The organism is Prevotella intermedia ATCC 25611 = DSM 20706, from assembly GCF_001953955.1.
Lineage (GTDB): Bacteria > Bacteroidota > Bacteroidia > Bacteroidales > Bacteroidaceae > Prevotella > Prevotella intermedia.
This window is the reverse complement of the sequence record NZ_CP019301.1, coordinates 90,381-112,250: the sequence shown is the minus strand read 5'-3', so window position 1 is coordinate 112,250 and position 21,870 is coordinate 90,381. Positions and strand designations below refer to the sequence as shown.

General features: G+C 47.4%; 11 protein-coding genes. 3 read left to right on the top strand and 8 right to left on the bottom strand.

Annotated elements, in window-relative coordinates; genetic code table 11:
• Positions 1–2: 2 nt before the first annotated feature.
• The 7 genes from BWX39_RS09075 to BWX39_RS09040 all read right to left on the bottom strand — a co-directional run bounded on the left by BWX39_RS09075 (position 3) and on the right by BWX39_RS09040 (position 15,893).
• Positions 3–4,469 carry a choice-of-anchor J domain-containing protein gene (locus BWX39_RS09075; protein WP_244271528.1) on the bottom strand — a complete coding sequence of 1,489 codons (4,467 nt, stop codon included), beginning with the start codon at positions 4,467–4,469 and terminating at the stop codon, positions 3–5.
• 761 nt (positions 4,470–5,230) lie between these two features.
• Positions 5,231–6,586, bottom strand: coding sequence for a TIGR00341 family protein (locus BWX39_RS09065; protein WP_028905969.1), 1,356 nt, complete (start codon positions 6,584–6,586; stop codon positions 5,231–5,233).
• A 147-nt stretch (positions 6,587–6,733) separates the two neighbouring features.
• Positions 6,734–8,800 carry a choice-of-anchor J domain-containing protein gene (locus BWX39_RS09060; RefSeq protein WP_028905970.1) on the bottom strand — a complete coding sequence of 689 codons (2,067 nt, stop codon included), beginning with the start codon at positions 8,798–8,800 and terminating at the stop codon, positions 6,734–6,736.
• 708 nt (positions 8,801–9,508) lie between these two features.
• Positions 9,509–10,519, bottom strand: a complete 1,011-nt coding sequence (gene queG, locus BWX39_RS09055; RefSeq protein WP_028905971.1) for a tRNA epoxyqueuosine(34) reductase QueG — start codon at positions 10,517–10,519, stop codon at positions 9,509–9,511.
• Entirely contained in the window at positions 10,488–11,108 is a 621-nt protein-coding gene (locus tag BWX39_RS09050; RefSeq protein ID WP_028905972.1) for a polysaccharide deacetylase family protein, read from the bottom strand. The genes queG and BWX39_RS09050 overlap by 32 nt, the downstream gene beginning before the upstream one ends.
• A 259-nt stretch (positions 11,109–11,367) precedes the next feature.
• The gene (locus BWX39_RS09045; RefSeq protein WP_028905973.1) at positions 11,368–14,646 is read right to left on the bottom strand and encodes a glycosyltransferase family 117 protein; all 3,279 of its coding nucleotides are present in this window, start codon (positions 14,644–14,646) and stop codon (positions 11,368–11,370) included.
• Positions 14,647–14,861: 215 nt separating this feature from the next.
• Positions 14,862–15,893, bottom strand: coding sequence for a virulence RhuM family protein (locus BWX39_RS09040; protein ID WP_028905974.1), 1,032 nt, complete (start codon positions 15,891–15,893; stop codon positions 14,862–14,864).
• 680 nt (positions 15,894–16,573) lie between these two features.
• Between BWX39_RS09040 and BWX39_RS09030 the strand changes: the two genes are divergently transcribed.
• The 3 genes from BWX39_RS09030 to BWX39_RS09020 all read left to right on the top strand — a co-directional run bounded on the left by BWX39_RS09030 (position 16,574) and on the right by BWX39_RS09020 (position 19,349).
• Complete coding sequence (locus BWX39_RS09030; RefSeq protein WP_028905976.1) at positions 16,574–17,698, top strand: PCMD domain-containing protein; 1,125 nt, start codon at positions 16,574–16,576, stop codon at positions 17,696–17,698.
• 23 nt (positions 17,699–17,721) lie between these two features.
• A complete protein-coding gene (locus BWX39_RS09025) occupies positions 17,722–18,510 on the top strand; it encodes a porin family protein (RefSeq protein WP_028905977.1) in 789 nt (262 codons plus the stop codon).
• A 275-nt stretch (positions 18,511–18,785) separates the two neighbouring features.
• On the top strand, positions 18,786–19,349 hold the full coding sequence (locus BWX39_RS09020) for a DKNYY domain-containing protein (protein ID WP_028905978.1): 564 nt from the start codon (positions 18,786–18,788) through the stop codon (positions 19,347–19,349).
• Between the two features lie 636 nt (positions 19,350–19,985).
• Here the strand turns inward: BWX39_RS09020 and BWX39_RS09015 are convergent.
• Entirely contained in the window at positions 19,986–21,821 is a 1,836-nt protein-coding gene (locus BWX39_RS09015) for a DUF2436 domain-containing protein (RefSeq protein ID WP_036860741.1), read from the bottom strand.
• Positions 21,822–21,870: the final 49 nt, after the last annotated feature.

Below are 21,870 nucleotides of genomic sequence, written 5' to 3'. Positions count from 1 at the left end.
GTCTATTCTACTACTACTTTCTTGTTTCCAACAACATATACGCCCTTGCGCAGACCACGAAGTGTGGTTGTCTGGCGACGCACAAGTTTGCCGTCGATAGTATAAACATCTACTGGTTTGCCGTCCATGACAACGCTGTCGATTCCCGTAGGAATATTGACTTCAGCCGGAGCAGACTCTGTTCCGTCGGCATAAATTGCTGTTACGGCATAGCGATTATTGTTTCCTGCAGCATTGTCTACATAATAGAACTGTGTAGCTGTTACCTTGTCGATACGCTCTCCCTCACGATAGATGCCATAGTGCGTAGGCACAGGCGTCGCTTTAATGAAAGTTACGTCGTCGATACCGAACATAAGACCTGTCTGCGGTGTCGTCTGATGGATTGCAAAGTAGGTCGTACCTGCAGGCACGTCAATGGTTATCTTCTCCCATTCGCCCGAAACGGCTTCTCGGTTCTTAACAACAGTGTTGGTGAAATCGGCTATCTCGTTGCCTGTTGTCGAACAAAGCACGTCGTAATTCTCAATATAAGCAACGTTGTTCACCATCATATTGTGCACATAGAACGAGATGGTTTGCGCCTGCCCAGAGAGTTTCGGACTGATAATCCAGTTATCGCTGTTCACATAAGCCTGTCCAGTGGCATCGAGTTCGTAAGGAACAGCAGCGTATTGCTTGCCCGAGGACGGCAGCAACCACGGATTAAGGCGTGGCACATCTTCGCCCAAGACATACGGATTGAAGATGATATAAGCAAACTGCGTAAACTGGTTAGGGTACCAAAGGTCGTTGAAGAAACCGCCTGCATAGCCCTTGTTGCCGTCCACCAGAGTCCAATCGCCGAACTCTGTAGACCATGCGTCGTAGCGTTCGAAGTCTTCCGTTACGGTCTGTGGCTCTATACTTGGAGCTCTCCATATAAGCGAAACCTTCGATTGTTCCCTTACTCCACGCAAATCCCGAACCTTTGGCTTTTCAGAATCTTCGAGTCTGATGATAAACTCGGCTTTGTTGTCGGTGTTGTCCAAGTCCTTATCGTATTCAACTTCTGCCACTACCTTCATCTCTTTCGCTTCTGCAATGATGGCAGATGTAGGAACATCGAAGGTCAGTGTGCGATTATTGAACGATGCGAGTGCCTCCGTCTGGTCGGAAGAAGTAATTTCCTTGTCCGCAGACTTTATGCGTATGGTGAACTCTTCAGCACTGCGCTCGCCGATGTTTTCAACTTTCACATTCAGTTTGGCATTGCGTCCCTTGATAACCTTGCCTGTTCCAGATACGGTAACAGCCAAGTTGTGTCGCTGAACTTCCATTATGCGAATGTTATCGACAAAGATTGGCGCACGGTTATCGCCGCCAATGGCTTTGAAACCAACGAATATGTAGCGTTCGTTTTCAAATCCGTCCAACGATAAAACTTCGGTCAGCCACGCTTCGTTCCCATTTATTTTAGAGTAATCAATGGTCTTCAGTTCGGTGCGTGTGCCGTCAGGACGCTGTGCAAACACAACAAGTTTGGTGTCGGGGAAGTCTTTACGCCCGTAGTTGAATATCAATCTCGGGGCAGTAGTACCCATTAACGAAATCTTTCCTGTACCTAAAGTACTTTCATCGCCTGCATTTGTAGGCTCAAAGCAGAGTGTGCCACCGTCGTTATCGTAAGCTACGCCACGTTTAATCTTCCATGATGTGCCCTTTGTATCAGCCAACCAAACCAATGAAGAGAGCGATGCATTGGCAAAACTCTCCTTGAATGGCACGTTATAAGCCTTACCAGCAATGAGTCGGGTGGTAGCTATGCCACTGCTTCCCAACTGGTTTTGCGCTGAAACACCCCAATAAACGAAGCATTGTTGCTCGCCATCGTTGAGGTTGATAGACGTTACATCAAAGTTGGTGTTGTTCTTGAACGATGCCAAAGTATCGGTAGGTTCCTTCGCATTCTTCATCGAAATAACGTTATAGGTAACCTCTTCGGGGAAGACAACGCCACCATTGGCTCCGACGGTAGAAATCTTATCCCACGACAGAGTAGCCATTGTGCTCTTGTCCAATGCCTTCAAGCCTGTTGGTGCAGCTGGCATATCGGGTCCGACAAAGGCTTTCGCAACTGCTTCGCGTCCTGCTCCCGCCGTATTATAGGCTACTACCTTATATATATGTGCGCCCTTTGCAACGTTGTTGTCTTGATAGCTCACCCGCTTACCACTCATCAGTTGCTTCATTACACCGAGTTTAACGTTGTCGCGGTATATCACTGCCGAATCCAACTGTGCAGCAAGTGCGTTGCCACCGATGGTTTTTGTAGGCAGAGTAAAGTTCAATGTGGCTTTTTCTGCACCTGTTTGGTCTACGGTTACGCTGAAATCGGTCGATGCATCGGGTGCCGTAAAGAGCGAGCCAGATGCCAATTGGAAGTTGCGAACATAGAAACGCCATTGATTATAACCGCTTTTATCGTGAATAGCCAAACGATATGTGCCGTCTTTCGGCACTCTAATCTCGTAAGAGAACTTTGTCTGCGCTTTCGGAACGACTACTGGCTGACCCACTTTCGTATAGGTTGTAGGGTTGTAACCTTCGCCATAGGCAACCTCCATCACCTCCTTGTACTCTCCTGCAAGCGTATTGTAAGCCTCGAGCGAAACGGTGTAGAGTCGGTCGGCTTTCAGTTCAAACGGTGGCGACATAAGCCAATCGTCTGCTGCACCCTTAGGATTATAGCCCGATTGTGCGCGTCCCTTCCAGTCGTCTGCCAATCCCCACTCCCATGTCTGGCTGTCGTCGTTGGCATCTACTGCTGTAAAGTTATTGAAAGACTCCTCATCGTAGAAGCTTTCCTTGAATGGTGGCGTGAGCGCATTGCCGATAACGATTCCGTTAGATGCAATGCCCTTGCCCTTACGGTTGCCTGCTTTCGGCGTAACAACAAAGCTATACTTCTTTAATTCGGTAGCTGTGAATGCTACTGAGAGACTTGTGCCTGCAACATCGGTCTGCACTTGTGCACCGTCAGGCATTCGCTTCACGTCGTATTTCACATCGCCTACATATCCGCCATGCTCGCCTTTCGTTACGGCAGCCCATGTAACGACAGCGGTTGCACCGTCGTAGCTGAACTTAACTCGTTCTATATCAGCAGGAATATCGTAGCCCACCCATACAGAATGTCTGACCTTGGGCGACGAGCCTGCATCGTTGGCAGTGGTAACGAGGAACTTTGTATCGCCACCAGCAACGGTTATTTCTGCATCTACCTTCGAGCCTGCCGCTGCAACGCCTTTCTTTATGGTGTCGTTGTTGGCAACAACATAGTAGGTAAGGTTGCCCGAAAGACTTTCACCGTTCATCTTCTTGCTGGGTGCAGTAAACTGTATGCGACCCGTTGTATTGCCTTTGTCGAACACAAACTTGAGGTCTTCGATGCGTGCAGGAGCTTCTGGAGCTGCCGTATTCGCAGGAATAGTCAGTGCCAACACCTGCGTTTCGGCAGGCATATCTCCAATTTTGTTGGCACGTCCCGTAGCAAGGTCTACATTATAGAGCACCGATTTGCCGTCTTGGTCTATGCTTGCCCAATAGAACGTGTTGGTTTTCTGGTCTATCTCGCCACTTTGCTGATAATAATTGCCATACGAATCCTTCACGGTAACACCAGTCGAACCTACAAGTGTTTCCTTTCCGTCGGCAGTACTGATAGAGTATAGGTCGCCCTCGAGCGATATTCCATATAGCGTTCCCTCCTTGCTGATGCCGAGAGCCACATACTGATGTTCTGCCCAACCTATGAACTCACGCTTCATTTTGGTATAGTCGATGACTCCCCATTGCAGGTTCGTGCCGCTTTCGTCCCAGAACACACCATAGATTTTACCTGTATTGCGGTCTTGTGCCGTTTCCATAGCACATAGCGACAATCCATCTTCACCCAAATTATCGTCAGACAGTTGTTCCCAAGTGTCTATATCGTAGGTATAATGATGCACTATGACTCGACCTTCCGAGTATGCCAAGAGGTCTAAATACATTGCATGGAACACGTCGCCAACGATACCACTACCCGAATTAACCTCCATGTAATTCATAAGACCTAACGCATTCACCTGAATGGGGGCAGTTGTGCCCACCGAATACATTCCGTAGGCAGCTGAACCCACCTTCCAGCCTTCTTGGTGAATGACGTTTCCCCACAGAACGGTGCCTGCAGGGGCTTTCATTATAGGCGCACCAAACGGCTTCTGCAATGGTGCACCTGCTACTTGCAATAGCGGACTATCTGTATTAAGAAGTGAACCGACAGGCGTATTCAGTGTTGAACCCAACACCAAACCGCCTCGTCTGCTTGACAAGGCATCTCTCAATTTACTCTCACGCTGGCTGTTGCTCTGTGCCATTATTCCCAACGGCAAACACAGCAAAAAGGCTAAAAAGCCAGCAAACATAAAGTTAGACTTCTTTTCCATAAGCAATAAATTTAGTATTTAATATGTTACTACGATGATGACAAAGATATTTTTCTTTCATTTCGTGCCTGCATACGGCTGCCCAACCTAACTTCTCTACCACCAAATGTGTGGCGTTGGCAGTGCACACGGTGTAGCTGTCTTGCGTCAAAGCTACGTGCCGACCTGCCTGAAGATTGCTATTTTTCTTTCAGATTACTGATTGTAACGTTCCCTGCCCTACCTCCGTATAAATTAAGGTATAAGGCTATGTATGGTTTTTAATTATCTTTTCTTATAGGTAAATATCTACTAACTTTTGCAAAAATAAAAATATTATTTTAACTACACAAACGAAAAGAAGAAAAATCGTGATATTTTTCAACATTCTGCCAATTTGCTATACGATAAAAAAGGAAAAATGCTAATGGGTGAAAACATTACTCTGACAGAGTCTGCTGCGAGGATAGCACTCTTTATAGGCAAGTCCAAGTACCTACTGCTGCTGTTCAAAATACTCACAAATAGTGTAAATATTTTTCACAAGCGCATCAATCGTATAACTATCTTGTTATCAGCGTGTTGCAAAACCTATTGTTTTGCGTTCCAAAAGCGTAGGTTTTGCACGGTAAAAGCGGCTGTTTTACAATGCAAAACAGCCGCTTTCGCAGTGTCAAATCGAAATTATCGTTTTTCGTCGGAATAATCTTTACAAAACTGAAGTGTTTTCTGCCCTTGACGAAACAAATGCTCTTCGGCAATCGACATACTGACCGCACTTGCTATTGTGGCAGAACTATCAACTCCAGACTGTCGGTTTTCACTCTCGCCTTGAGCCATTCATAAAGCTGTTGCCTATCGTCTTTGGCAAGCGTATTGTTGGTTTTAACCACTGCCATAACATATCCTTTCGTCAAAGCGGTATCTAAAAAGCATTCAGAAGACTGAGAAAGAACAAGGCTTTTGGCTGCAGGGCACACCACTTTCAGCTCGCGTTTCATATCATTTGCCAATACAGGATAGCGTGTATAGGCAGCCAACTGCTTCTGCAATGCAACGTTCTGATATGCCTGTTCTTGCCATTTGGACGAGTTTCCTTCGCCTGTAACAGCCAAACCTTTCTTGTTACGCTGTATGGCCAAAAGGCTATCGGAACTCGCTCCTTGTATCACTTTAAGTGTATAGTCGCCAAGCTTATAGTCTGCCATACTCTTCTGCGCTTTCGCTATGGCACCGACTGAGATTGGTTTGCCTATTGCCACCACGTTGAGTGTCTTGGTTTTTGAATCGTATTCGTACGAAATAATGTACGTTCCATTGTTATTCAGCTCGTCGCGTACAAATTTCTCAACGTTGTTTTCAGTTACACTCTGCTTGATAATGCTCCATGTCATATAGCCAGCAGGTAACATTGTGATGATGACAATGCTTATAATATAATAGTTCACCCGCTTCATCTTCTCGCGATCGACAAACTTCTTGCGATGGAAATGTAGCAAGCGGACGCCTATGCAGGTGGTAAAGGCGATGAAAACCGTATTGATGAAGTACAGATAGAATGCACCAAAGAAGTAGGAAGTGTTGCCCATTGCAAATCCATAACCTGCCGTACAGAGCGGAGGCATCAATGCCGTGGCTATCGCAACACCCGGTATTACGTTGTTCTTACTCTTGGTGGAGATGGCTAAAATGCCCGCAGCACCACCAAAAAGGGCTATTAACACGTCGTAGAGGGTGGGCGATGTGCGTGCCAAAAGTTCCGATTGGGCTTCGGTAATGGGCGAAATGGTGAAGTAAATCGTAGCCGTAACGACACTGATTACCGTCGTAATGAGATAGTTTGTAAGTGCCCGCTTGAACAATTTAAGGTCGGCTATGCCCACTGCTAAGCCCATTCCGATGATTGGTCCCATCAGTGGCGATATGAGCATGGCACCTATTATGACTGCCGTTGAGTTGACATTCAAGCCCAACGAGGCTATGAAGATGGCAAAAATAAGTACCCAAAGGGTTGCACCGTGAAAGTCTACGCCATCGCTTATCTGCGCTACCACTTCGTCTTCGCAATCTTTCTCTGGGAAAGCATTGAAGTATCCTTTCACTACTTGCCATAATGTCTGCGTGTTATCTCTCTGCATACTGCTTTCTTTTTTCTGCAAAGATACTATTTATTTTTGATAAATGAAATTGTTGAAGAACTAAAACAAACGTCCCACACTGCATTTATTCTGCAATGTGGGACGTGCTGTATGTTTACTAAATGGTTTCTGCGGTTTACCCGAACCTTACCTCACAACCACTTTCTGTGCGGCGTTGGCAGTGCGCACAATGTAGATGCCTTTCGGCAGAGATACGTGCTGACCAGCCTGAACGGTGCGACTGAGCACGGTGGTGCCGTCGATGCGTGCCACACTGACGTGGGTATCGCGGTCAAGAACATAAAATCCGCTGTCGGCAATGCGCAGGTTCGCATCGGTTGTGGTGGTAGGTATGCAGCCGATAGCGGTTGTACCGACCTTCTCCAAGCGTATGTTGTCGAGGTAGAAGTTCATACCTTTCTCCACGTTTGTGGTGTTGGCGTGGAAGCCAATGTAGATAACAGCCGTCTTGTTGGCAGTGAACTCGACGCTGCGAGTGGCGAACTGGTCGGTATCCACTTCGGTATCTTCCACCAATTGCTCGGTCATGGCAACGGCTTCGGGTGCCACCCCGTACTTCACTTCATACTTTTCGGTGCCTATGGTGCGCACATCGAACGACAGTTTGTATATCGAGCCTTCCTCTACGGCAATGAACGGTGTGAACAACCAGTCGTCCTTGGGCGCAGTAGAGCTGTATATCTTCATGAACTTGTAGTCGTAGTCCCAATCCCAGTAGGTGTTTCCGTCGCCGATGTGCTCGATGGTGAAGAGCAATACTTCGTCGTTGGTGTCGAAAGTGGCAGTGTAGGGCACCTCAAAAGGTTTGCCTATCATTATCTTGTTCGATGCTGTGGGCAAGCCTTTGTGCTCGTCGTCGATGTATGGTGTTACGTCGAAGAAGCACTTTTCGGCTTTTTCCTGCGTTACGGTGTAGGTGTATGGCGATGTGCCAGCATTGTCTACAATTTCACCCGAAGGCATCTTGCGCACTTGGTATTTCACTTCCGTTGGGTCTACATATCCGTTGTTCATTCCTTCGGTGGCTGCGTCCCATGTCAGCGTCAGCTTATCGGTGGCTCCGCCCTGCACCAACTTCACGTTCTTCACCTGCTTTGGCGTGTCGTGTCCTACGTATATGTTCTTTATTTCAGCCTTGTCGCCATCGCCCTCGGCGTTGATTACGATGACTGCAAAATCGTGCAGACCCTGCGTGGTGGTAACTTCGGCAATGGTAGCCTTGCCTGCCTGCGTGCTGCCCTGCATGTTTTCCACGCCATCTACGAGGACTTTGTAGGTAAGGTCGCCCGTAAGCGTCTGTCCGCCGTAAGTCTTTTCGGGTGCGGTAAAGTTGATTTTGCCCGTCAGTTCGCCGTTTGCAAAGTCGGCAGCAAGGTCGGTGGCAGCGGCAGGAGCACCCTGTGCCATCACTTTATCGCCCACCCAAAGACAGCCAAATTCCTCTTCGTGCTTGAATTCGCGCAGCATTGTGCTGGTCTTAGCCTTCAAATCAATTTTGTAAATGCCCGGAGTGCCGCCCCAATCGTCGAGCGTGGCAGCCCAATACATCGTGTTGCTGTCGTTTGCAGGGAATGCTGCCGACTGCTGATAGAGCGGGTTCATACCCGTTGAAAGTATCTCGGTGAAGGTAGCATCGGTGGTTGAAATCTCTCCAACCCTACCTGCCGAGTTGATGCCGTAGAGCTTTCCCTCCCTGTTGAAGGTTATTGCGAGGAAGTTGTTGCCCAGTGTGCCCACCTCGTTGCGTTCGTGTTTGGTAAGGTTAAGGGTGCATAGCTTGTAGGTGCTGCCGTCTTTGTAGACAGAATACACCTTGTCCGTCTTCTCGTCGTATGCAATAGGACAGCCGATAGACACCATATCGGTAGGCACTTTATGGCGTGTGATGAAAGTAAAATCGTTGGCGTTGTAGATGTACATATACATTTCTACACCGTAACCCGAGTCGTCGAGCACGAAGAAAAAGTAGCGGTCTTTCACCTTTACGATGCCGTAGTCGGGCGAATAGGGTATTTTCTGAACCGCCGTTAGTGGCGAAGTGGCTTCCGTCGTGAACTTGTAGATGCCGTTGTTTTCGTTCACACCCACAAGGTGTCCGTACAAATTGTAGTCTGCATCAGCCGTTTGTGCTGTGGCTGGCGTTGCTGCAAAGAAAGCTATGGCAGCAAAAAGGGTAATAAAAAGCTTTTTCATCGTAAAAATATTTTTAATGTTGGTTTATCAGATTGCTCATTTCTCTTTCAGATTACTAATGTTTCCGTGCCCTTTCCTACCTTAATATATAAGCAAGGCATAGGACAATATATGCTTTTACATTCGTCTTTCGTATCGGTAATAGACTACCGAGTTTTGCAAAAATAATAAAAATATTTTAATTAAACAAAAGAAAGGAAGAAAAATCGTGGTATTCTTCCATATTCCAAACCCTACAAAGACGATTTCCAAAACCTGCCATTAATCGGCTCTGTTGCAAGGATAGCACCTCGCATCGGCAACTCCGAATATCTGCCATAACAGTTCAAAACGCCCACAAATACTGTAAATATTTTTCACAAGCACAACTATTACATAACAACCTAATTATCAGCGCATTGCAAAACCTATTGTTTTGCGTTCCAAAAGCGGCTGTTTTGCACGGTAAAAGCGTAGGTTTTGCGCTACAAAACAGCCGCTTTCGCAATGCCAAACCGAAATTACCGTTTTTCGTTGGAATTATCTTTACAAAACCATTGCTTTAATGTAAGGGCGTTATTCATCACGTTCCTCGTAGCCACACGGTTATTTTTTCGGTGCTAAGATTATAATAAGCCATACCTTTCAAATAGTAAAAGCACTGTCGAAAACGATGGGTTGTTGCTCTATATAGCAGGGCTTGCACAGTATGTATTTAGAATTAAGCCCTTATTCCTTTGCTGAAATGTTGCGCTTCAAGCCGTCGAACTTGACACGTTTTACTGCTGAGCCTTTGAAAAGAGCACGGTATTCGTCGATGGTAAGGTTGTGCCAATCGGCTTTTGTCATGGCAAGGAGTTCGGATTTGGGCTGAAATTCGGGGGTGGTATTGGGCGTTGCGAACTTGTTCCATGGGCAGGCGGTTTGGCAACGGTCGCACCCGTAGATGGTGGTGCCCATACTTTGCTTGGCTTGTTCGGAGAGTTCGCCACGGTTTTCGATGAGCTGGTAGGACAGACACTTCTCGCTATCGAAGCCCCATTCGTCGGTAATGGCACAGGTGGGACAGGCTTCTATGCAGCGACGGCAATTGCCGCAACGGCTTGGCATAGGACTGTCGTAGCTTTCGAACTCGTAGGGAAGGAAGATTTCGCCAAGGAAAAACATGGAGCCTGCGCGGGGAATGATGAGCTGATGATTCTTTCCTATCCACCCTAAGCCTGCCCGCTGCGCCCAATAGCGTTCGAGTACGGGAGCGGTATCGACAAAAACACGGATTTCGCCCGTAGGTTCTTCACTGGTTTTGTTGGTTTTAGGAGTGGTAATGGCTGTGCTATTGCCGTCGTTCTCGCCCACTTCGCTATCATTTTCGCCTTCAAACTTGTTGGCGATGAGGGCTGCGAGCTGTCGCAGCTTCGCTTTCATAACGTCGTGATAGTCTTGCCCATAGGCGTAGGCAGCGAGCTGATATTCGGTTTCGGGCATCGTTTGGGCAGGGGCATAGTTCATAGCGAGCGAAACGATGGACTTTGTTCCAGGCACGAGTAAGCAGGGGTTAAGCCGCTTTTCGGTGTAGTTCGCCATATAGTCCATCGTGGCTTGACTGCCTTTGCTTATCCAACCACGCACGGCAGCGGCTGTTTCGGCATCGACAGGCTCGGCACGGGCTATGCCACAAGCAAAAAAGCCGAGACGTTCTGCCTCGACTTTAATCTCCTTCCTTGAATATCTTGAACTCATATCCTTCGTTTTTCAGCCACTCCAAAGCACGCGGCAGGGCGTAATGAAGCTTGTCGATGCTCTTCAATGAATCGTGGAACGTGATGATAGAACCGTTGCGGGCGTATTTCTGAACGTTGCGCAGCACGTCTTTCCCTGTAAGCCACTTGGAGTAATCGCGGGTTACGAGGTCCCACATTACGACACGATACCTCCGTTTCACCCACCAATAGACGGTATGGCGGAGCCAGCCGTGCGGCGGACGGAAGAACTTTGACTTGATGAGGGCGTTGGCTTCGATGACATCGACCGCATAGGTAAGGGTGAAATGCTTGAACGAGCCAAGGTGATGATAGGTATGGTTGCCCACCAAATGCCCCCTGCGCACCACTTCTTCGTAAAGTTCGGGATACTTCCTTACGTTGTCGCCAACCATAAAGAAGGTTGCTTTTGCACCGTACTTGTCGAGCGTATCGAGAATGAAAGGTGTGGCTTCGGGGATAGGACCATCGTCGAATGTCAGATAGACGGAGTGGTCGTCGGGCGACATTCGCCACAATGCGTGCGGGTAAAGCCATCGCAACCAGCGTGCGGGTTGTTCTATAAACATATTCAGCGTATTCCCTTGTCTTTCGTTAAGAGGCTTTTGGGGTGGGTGTTCGTGTGGTTAATGGCGGAAAAACGTGTTCCTCCATTTTCTGTTATCGCAGAATAGGCAGCGAGATAACGAACGTTCGAGGGTGCGAGGTCGGTGTTGGAAACGTGATGAAACAACGCTTTCGCGCTGTTGGCAGGGTGTGGGGGACGTGAAAAATCACGTCCCTACACGTCTTGTCCTGTATTCGTTGCTTTCTGACCGCCTCTATGCTTTACTGCATTTTGCCGCCTTTTGCCTCGTAAGCCTTTAACATTCCCATAAGTTCGGCGTTGTGTGCATTTGCCCACTGCGGATTGTTCTGCTCGTTTGCACGAATATACTGATACATAATCTGCAAGTGCATTGCGCAAGAACTCATGTTCATATTGAATGTATTTGTAGGAAGACTCAAGTAGTAGCGCACGTATTGCGCTGATGTCTTCCACATTGCATTGTACATTGCTTCTGCTTTGGCTTTCTTTCCTAACATTGCGTAGGCGTCAGCCATTATCGGTCCACCCTTCACGTGTGAGAACGAAAGCGGCACATTATAGGTTGGCAGTTCCTTTTCAGCCTTCTCAAGCACCTTCAAAGCCTTGTCGCGCTTGCCTTCCAACAGAAGATTCATTGCCAATTGTGCCATTTCACGACGGTGGGTGTAGCACATACGCAGAACGGTTTCGTCGAGATAGACTCCCTTTGTAGCTACTCCGCCCCATCGGAACTTGTTCATAACGAGGTTATAGGTCTTATCTGTGTCGAAGCTACCTGCCTCCTTGGTGTAGAACGGTGTGATGCGGTTCAGCAATCCTTCCTGTATGAAGTTGTCGCCAAGATTCATAAAGTTGTCGCTGCCTACGGTAATAGCCACATAAAGCGGACGTGTCCAGTTGCAGTTGGCAATCATTTCGAGCATCATAATGTCGCTCTTCATCAATCCTTCCTTACCCACGAGCGAGATAGCCATACGGTCTGGAATGCTGTCGGTGGGCATCATCATACCACTGCGGCGCACTGCTGCCTTGTCAATGGTCATATACAACGTGTCAGTAGGTATGCAGTGGAACTGCGGGTCGCGCGAACGCACCCAGTATTTCAGCACGTTCTTCAGTTCGAATGGGTCGGCACCGAACTGTTGTCTTGCCTGTTCAGGGTTCTCCTTGTATAAGTCTAACACCTGTTGTTTCAGCTCTGGCTGCACAGGAATGTATTCGTTTGTACCGCTTATATAGTCGAGTCGGTTCCACTTGATTGGCACACTTGGCGATGTGTAGGCAGGTCGGCGCATCTGGTCGATGTACCAATCGGTCTGCAAGTACGACAGGTTGCAGACGCGAGTGTCGGTGCGCACGCCTTCAACATCTTGGTTGTACCACAGTGGGAAAGTATCGTTGTCGCCGTTAGTGAACACGATTGGGTTGCCCTTTTCCTGCATAGAGTTCAGATAATTCTGTCCGAAATCGCGGCAAGTGTAGCGTCCAGAGCGGTCGTGGTCGTCCCAAGTCTGCGACGCCATCTGTATCGGAACAAGGATAGATGCTGCCGAAGCAATGGCTGCAGCGGCGGTTCCGGAAACCTTCAGCTTCTTCAGCCAGTCGTAAATGGCAAGCACTCCGAGTCCGCACCATATAGCGTAAGCGTAGAACGAGCCTGCATAAGCATAGTCGCGCTCGCGTGGCTGGCTTGGTGTTTGGTTCAGATAAACCACGATGGCAAGTCCTGTCATAAAGAAAAGGAAGAACACTACCCAGAACTGCTGTATGCCTCGGCGTCCTCGCCATGCCTGCCAGAACAGACCAAGCAGACCGAGCAAGAGCGGCAGACAGTAGAACACATTGTGTCCCTTGTTTGCTTTCAGCTCGTCGGGCAGCAAGTCTTGGTCGCCATAGAGCATATTGTCGATGAACGAGATACCCGTAATCCAGTTTCCGTGTTCAGGTTCGCCATAGCCTTGTATGTCGTTTTGGCGACCAGCGAAGTTCCACATAAAGTATCGCCAGTACATAAAGTTGCACTGATAAGACAGGAAGAAGCGTATGTTCTCGAACTGTGTCGGCATCTTAACGCCGTTCACGTCGTGTCCGTCTATGCCTCCCATAATCTGTTCGTAGTCCTGTGCGTGCGCATTGTCCCACATACGAGGGAAGAACATATTCTGTTCAAACACCTGCGATGTCTTGTTGCGCACCAGGAAGTAAGCGTCTGGCTCGTCGGGCGATGCCTTTTCCTTGCGTTCATAGATAGGCTTGCCCTTCTTCATCTCGTAGTGTCTGCCGTCTTCTGCCACCTTTGGCTGACTGGTATAAGCCTGTCCGTAGAGCAGCGGAGAGTCGCCATACTGGTCGCGTGCAAGGTAGTTTCCGAGCGTAAAGATGTCCTCTGGCGAGTTCTGGTCCATTGGAGGGTTCGCCGTTGAGCGTATCACGATTTCGGCATACGATGCGTATCCGATTATCATCATGAGCATACAGAGCAACGCCGTGTTCTTCAAACGTGCTGAAACGAGCAACTCTTTGCCACGCTTGATGTTGAGCACGAAGTACAGACTTGCAAGTATGATGATGCCAACGATGAATGCGCTCCAGCCGTAGCCCACGAACGGAATACCGATAAGTCCGAAAGCAGCAAGGAATGCTATGTTCTGACGATTGCGATTGCTGTCCTTATAGGTTTCGGCAATAGCCCAAACAAAGCTGCCAATGAGCAGTAAGATGTAAAGAATGGTACCCGTGTTGAACGGCATACCGAGCGTATTGGTAAACAAAAGCTCGAAGAAACCGCCCACGGTGATGATGCCTGGCACGATGCCATAAAGCACGGCAGCCACCAAAACGATAGATACGGCGAGGGCAATGAGCGAGCCTTTGAGGTTGGCATCGGGCACACGCTTGTAATAATAAACCAGCACGATGGCAGGAATACAAAGCAAATTGAGCAAGTGAACACCGATGGAAAGTCCTGTCATATAGGCAATTAAAACCAACCATCGGTCGGCGTGCGGCTTGTCGGCATTGTCTTCCCACTTCAATATGAGCCAAAACACCACTGCCGTGAACGCCGACGAGTAGGCATAAACTTCGCCTTCGACAGCCGAAAACCAGAAAGTATCGCTGAAAGTGTAGATTAATGCGCCCACCATCGCTGCGCCCTCAATGGCTATCATCTTGCCCATTGATATTTCTTCGCCGTCGCGCACGATTAGCTTGCGTGCGAGATGGGAGATTGTCCAAAACAGGAACATAATGCACGTTGCCGACAACAGCGCACTCATAGTGTTCACCATACGTGCCACCTGCGTTACGTCGCTTGCAAAATGCGAGAAGAGATTGGCTGTAAGCGCAAAGAACGGTGCCCCCGGTGGGTGCCCTACTTCGAGCTTATAGCCTGTTGTAATAAACTCGGGGCAGTCCCAAAAACTTGCCGTTGGCTCTATCGTGGAGCAGTAAACGAAGGCAGCAATCAGGAAAGCGAGCCACCCCAGCGTGTTGTCCACCAATCTAAACTTTTTCATCTATTATATATAATAATGTGTAATTGTCTTTCTGCGTTTTCCTTTGCAGTAAGTGCAAAGTTGCTTGCAAAGGTAATATTTTTTTTCCATTACCTTTTAAAGGGTATATAAAAATTCGTTAAAGACCCGCTGCCGAAGGTATGAACAGATGTCTTCTCCTTTCTTCCTCCTCAAGTCCTTTGATTTGAAGTGGCGCATATTCTTATGTCTCTTGCTTATCGTTGTGTTTCTTTCTTACTATTCTTATTTGGTGCAATACGCTTGATGTCTTGGTCAAGCTGCTTAATACTGTCAATATGCTCTATTTGTCGTTGTTGTTCTTTGTAAGCAATGTATTCCTTTGTAGCTTTCTCCACTGCCAATTCGTGAGAAATACTACCTGCATGTTCAAGAATATTTTTCTCGTTCATAGTAAGAACAAGGCGTAGTTTCTGCACCCAATCACGCATATACATAGGCTTCTCTGCCAATGCCTGTGCTTCTGCATAGGCAAGAAACTGCTCTACAATTAGTTTCAACATATTTATTTCGTCCTCATTGAGATAGTTCTTACCTATCAAGGCATCGGCTTTGGTTACCTTCCCCTCTTTCAAAGTTGAAGTCAGCCCCATCATAGGAAGCGTTGCATTGGCACGATAATAAAGAAGTTCTGCAGCCGTTTTTCCACTTACCGCCCAAAGCAATTTGTTTTGTACCTCCTTATAAAATGCCAGTGTCATATCGTCTGAAGGGTTATAGTCTATGCTGGTGGCATAGATGTCCTTTATCTGTTGATAAAATACCTTCTCAGAAAGACGTATCTCTCGAATGCGCCCTAAGAGTTCCTTAAAGTAATTGTACGATGAACCTGTTTTAAACCGCTCATCGTTCAGCGCAAAACCTTTTATGATATATTCTCTCAGACGTTGAGTTGCCCAGATACGAAACTGCGTACCTTGTTGCGATTTAACACGATAGCCAACAGAAATAATAACATCAAGGTTGTAATAATCTATATTTCTTTCGATAGTTCTGCTTCCTTCCATTTGAACTGTTGCAAATTTTGCAACAGTTGAATTAAGGTTCAATTCTCCTTCTTCAAATACATTCTTAATATGTCTGGATATTGTAGATTTGTCACGACCGAAAAGCATTGACATCTGCTCTAAGCTAAGCCAAGCAGTTTCACCTTCAAAACGGACGTCTATCTTGATTTTCCCATCTTCCGATTGATAGATGAGCATATTATCGTTATTGTTAGCTTCCATATTTTAATCTTTTTCATTCTTAGACAAAGTTGCACGAAAAACTGTAAGCCATATCTTATCAGTCCTATTATCTTCGAGTTCGCTTATACGATTACAATGAATACTTCATTTAAAAGTTTATTTACAAAGGTACTATTTTCTAATATCGTAGGCAAAACTTTAGATTATTATTTTATGAGAAAAAGGAAAATTAGATTTATTATCCTTTATTCTTCTTTATCTCACTACTTATCTGCAAAAATCAACCTTAATGAATCGTATCCCCACAACGAAAGGATAACAGATGCTGAAAACAGCTGCCATTTTGTAAAGATAAATCAATAAGAAAACGATAATTTCGCTTTGGCATTGCGAAAGCGGCTGTTTTGCGTTCCAAAAGAGCCGCTTTTACCGTGCAAAACCTACGCTTTTGGAACGCAAAACAATAGGTTTTACAACACATTGATAACGAGATAGTTACGCAATAGATGCGCTTATGAAAAATATTTACAGCATTATCGCCTTATTCCCACCCAAAAACAAGATGAGGAATACGGAATTTGCGCCTTTCAATTGCGAAACGGCAGGCAGATTGCAGATAGGCAACCACGAAACCGAAAGCAGGCAAAAAAGTGGCACAAATGGCACGATGTTAAAACTTTTTCGTAATTTTGCACCCAAAATATCTATACATTAAGAAAATGAATCCTTTGAAATCATTGAAAACAGGAATACTTTTCCTGTCGCTCGCCCTGTCGCTCACTGCGTGCATCAAGGACGAAGCACCGAACCAGGAGGCCGACATCGTAACGGCAAAAGTGGACGGCGAGAACCTGCTGATACGCGAACCTGTAATTACGAACAACGAGGTGAAATTCTTTGTGAACGGCGGAAACGACCTGACACAGCTTGCACCGAAGTTCGAACTTACACCAGGGGCTACCATTGAGCCTGCAAGCGGAACCGTACGCAACTTTATGACACCGCAGACCTACACCGTAACATCGGAAGACGGACAGTGGAAAAAGCAATACAAGGTATCGTTCATCAGCGAAGATGTGGCAACGGAATACCATTTCGAGAACATAAAGTGGCACGAGGCGAAACGCTCGCCAGACGACGCCGAAACAACCAAGTTCTTCCACATATTCTACGAACTCACTGCACCGAAGGACACGATGGAATGGGGCAGCGGAAACGCAGGCTTTTTGATTACCAACTCAAAGGCGAAAGCCGAAGAATACCCTACCAGTCAGGCAGATGGCGGACTGAAAGGCAAGTGCGCCAAGTTGCAGACCGTAAGCACAGGGTCGTTCGGAAAGATGGTCAATGCACCCATCGCAGCGGGCAACTTGTTTACGGGAACATTCAAAATCGACATTATGAACCCTGCAAAGTCTACACGTTTCGGTCAGCCTTTCCGCAAGATGCCTACCCGACTGGCGGGCTACTACAAGTATAAGGCGGGCGCAGTGTTCACCGATAAATACAGCAAAGAGGTGAAAGGAATGCACGACGACTTCGCTATCTACGCCGTGCTCTACGAGGTTACGGAGCAGGTGCCGCACCTTGACGGAACCAACTCGCTTACAAGCGACAACATTGTGCTGAAGGCTGAACTGACCGACCGCAAGGAAACCGACACGTGGACGCACTTCCTACTCGACTTCAAAGCCGTAGACGGACGCAAGGTAGACGCAAAGAAGCTGGCAGAGGGCAAGTACAACCTCGCTATCATCATGTCGTCGAGCAAGGACGGTGCCATTTTCAACGGCGCAGTGGGCAGCACGCTCTACGTAGACGAAATGGAACTCTACTACAAATAAAACCTACCGACAAAGAAAAGACAATGAAAACAACAAATATAATCGCCAAAGCAGCAGCCACAACACTGCTGACATTCGTAGCCGCAACGGCACAGGCGCAGAACACACCCAACGCCAACGAAGAAAGCGAACGCAACGGCTGGGAACTTGAAGTAAAGGCAGGAGTGAACATTGGCGGCGCATCGCCACTCTCTATACCGCGCGAAATAAGAAGCATCGACAGCTACAGTCCGCGCCTGAACGCATCGCTCGAGGGCGTAGCAACCAAGTGGCTCGGCTCAAACCATAAGTGGGGCGTGTCGGCAGGACTTAAATTCGAGCAGAAAGGAATGATAACGGGTTCCACAACAAAGGGTTACAGCATGGAAATCATCAACGAGGGCGAACGTGTGTCGGGCTTTTGGACAGGCTACGTGAAGACACGATACACCAGCACCTTCCTTTCCGTTCCCGTAATGGCTAACTATCGCCTCTGCAACAAATGGAAAGTGCGTGCAGGACTCTTCGCTTCGTTCCGCTTGGACGGCGAATTCAACGGCGACGTCAGCAACGGCTACCTGCGAGAAGGCAGTCCGATAGGCGAAAAACTGACATACGAGGGCGGCAAGACGGCTACCTACGACTTCTCATCGCATCTGAACCACTTCCACTGGGGCACACAGATAGGCGGCACGTGGCAGGCTTCTACCCACTTCACGCTGAACGCCGACCTTACGTGGGCTATGAACGACATATTCGAAAGCAACTTCAAAACCATTACTTTCAATATGTATCCCATCTATCTGAACCTTGGTTTCGGGTACAAATTCTAAACTTTCGTGAAGTAAAACAGCTATTTAGGAGCATGAAGATATAGTTCTTCACGCTCTTAAACCATACAGCAAGCAACTTAACGGAACATTTTATTGCATTCCTAACGCCCTGCACACCAACGGAATAACGACAATGCGACGCAACAACCTACGCAAAAGTCTGGTTTCCCTACCACAGTTTAGGGTAATCCCGATGGCAGTTTCGGTTTTTAGCATTACCTTTGCACTATCATAAAACAACAGCCAGCAGGCATTAAACAAGAAAGGAAACGACTATGAAACAGATTAAGTTCAACACCCTACGTTGCAGCGTACTCTTGCTTTTCGCTGCTTTCACACTCAACATCAGCGCACAGGCGCAACAACAAAAGATAAAGCCATATTCGCTCAACCGCAATAAAGTGTACTACCAAAGGCAACCCATCATCGACGCCGACTACCGTTCGTTCGTAGATTTGGGCTTCGGCTATGCCAAAGACCGCTATAACGTGTACTACTTAGGACGCATTCTTCCGTATGTAGACCCAATGACTTTCAGTCTTCGCGTGGCGATGCCGACCTACCCTGGCGACTATCCGATGGACGAAGATATGTACGGTCCAGACGACTACTACGGCTACCGCATCACCTCGAACGCTGTTCTCTTCCGTGGAAGAAAGATTAGCGACTCGCCAAGAAGTTTCAAAGACCTTGGCTGGGGCTACGGCAAAGACAATTTCAACGTGTACTATATGGGACAAAAGATGGACGACGTTTTCTCATCCACCTTCAAAGTGCTAGAAGACGGCTATGCCGAAGACACGTTCAACACATACTATAAAGGAAAGAAAGTGAAGTAAACGCAGTGCAGACACGCACCCACCGTATGCTCTGAACGAAGTACCAACAAGCACAACTTCGCATTTTCAGTCCGCCAAACCAAGCAACAAGAATGTAAGGGCATAGTTTATCACGTTCCCAACACCAACGAAGCAGACCTTTTTCAATAGCTATCTGCTCGCCACATTTGGTGTTGGGAACGTGATAAATTATGCCCCTACCCTTTCTGAAATATCATTTGTAATGCCTTTTAATATTGTAAAATATCTTTACAAATATTGTTTTATCTTACTACTCATAACTCATTGATTATCAATAACTACGCTTTGACGTTCCAAAACCTATTGTTTCGCATTGCAAAAGCGTAGGTTTTGCAAGGTAAAAGCGGCTGTTTTGCGATGCGAAACAGCCGCTTTTAGAAAACCGAAGAAAAACACCCGATTTTCTGTAAAGATATTTCGTGGTTGTGGTAAGGCGAAATAGGGCGTGTGGAATGTATCTGTGGCGGGGCGAGACGACCGCACAAAAAAAGTAGGAGCGCAAATTGCTCACGCTCCTACTATTGTTTTCAATACTTAATATTTAATCCGAAAGGGTGCAGGAAAGCAGTGCATTGCATATCTGCAAGATACTTTATGCACACCTGCGAGCCTATTTTACAGCTTCACAACCTTCTTGCCGTTCACGATGTAAACACCTTTTGGCAAGTCTTTTCGTTCGCCCGACAGACGGATACCGTTAAGGGTGTAGATGCCTTGTGTAGCTGCGGTGTCGGCAGTTGGGGCTTCAATGGCAGTTGGGGTTGTAATTACCACCTTGGTTTTTACCTTCTCACCATTCAAAACAATGCAATGCTTCATTGGGTCGAACTTAGCTCCCATAGGCTGAGTGATGCTGCAACCTGTCAATTCGAGTGTGGCAAAGTCCACGACAGAGCCTCTTTCGGTTCCTTCTGCCGTTACCGTAGCATTCTTGACAGCAAGAATTTCGTTCTCGCCGTTGTTTCCAGAGATACCGTACATCTTGCTCTTGGCGTTCACGGTGCAGTTGTCGATGGTGAGATTGCCTCCGTTTACAAAGACAGCACAATCTTTCTGGCTCTCTACATCAAGTGTTCCTCCGCCCTTAATGGTCAGCGAATTTCTAAAGGTAAGGGCTGCTTTCTGTGCCGACAGACTATTGTTGCCGATGCACTTAATGGTCAAATCATCGATATTCGACAAGATTGCGTTGTCGTTTTCTGTAACAATTGCAGCATTCTGCAACGTAAGAACCTTGTTCGTTGGGTCGTAGTTCACCGTTCCACTTACACCGTTAATCACAGAGAGGTCGCCACAGTTGGTGGCAGTTACCTTTGTGTTTGCTATTTCAAGGTCGTAGTTCTCTATCGTCTTGATAACCACCTTGTCTGTTACCAACTGTCCGTTGAGGGCGATACCGAATAGTGCTGGGTCGTAGACGGCACCTTCGGGCTGTGCTATGCCACAGGCTTCGAGGGTGAGTTTCTGAATGCCGTAGACACTTGGCGAGCCTTTTCCCTTTGCCGTTATCTTAGAGTTTCTGATGGTTATATCGGCATCGTTCTTGTCGTTACCGAAAGAGCCGTCGCATTCGATGTCGCAATCAACGATGGTTACAAAGGCATTCGATGCAGCATTCAGTCCGAAATTCTTTCCCGACAGCTTGAGTTTTTCGCCGCCACCGATGGTACAATGCGATGCTTCGGTCTTGATTGCAGCGGCACCATTGGTGGTAATGGAAGTGGTTCCCTTGATGAAGATAGTCAGTCCGTCAATCTTCGACCAGATACCCTCGCTTCCGTCAGATGCGTTAATGGTGGCATTGTCGAGTGTAAGCATTCTGGTCGGTGGGTCGTAACTCACCGTTCCGCTCGTGTGGGGAAGGTCGCTGCAGTTGTCTGAGGTAACCTGCGTGCCGCCAATCCATAGCTTATAGGTTGTAACGTTTCCGCTTTCGGTAATCGTCAGTTTTGCCGCATCGTTCTCGTCCTGCGTGCTTTTATACATAGCAAAGCGGTAGGTCTTGCCCGCTTCGAACTTGTAATCGTTGTCTCTTGTGGGTGCATCGCTATCTCCTGCAATCCATATTTTCTTATCAGCCTGCGGTGCTGCGATGCAGAAATCGTAGATTCCTGCAGGAATATCCACAAAATCCTCGCCGTCTACAACCATATATTGAGGTTTCGTAGAGGGGTCGGCATTGGCTGGAATCTTGTATTCGAAGCCATCGTAGAGGTCGGCAGGTGGGTTGGCGTCTTTCCATAGCGGTCCTCCGACAGGAATCTTGTCGCCATAAAGATTGTGGTCGGCATCGAGCAACAACTGGTAGCCGCTGCCATCTTTCCATACATCGTGTGCCTCGAGAATAATTCTTGCCGTACCTTGTGCCTGCGCCGTAGTGGGCAACGCAAACATTGCGATGAACAGTGCAGCCATAGTAGCATACACGTTCTTTAGTAAATGTGGTTTCATTGTAGTAGTGCCTCCCCATTAAAACTCCTTTCAAGAGCAACGCCGTTTC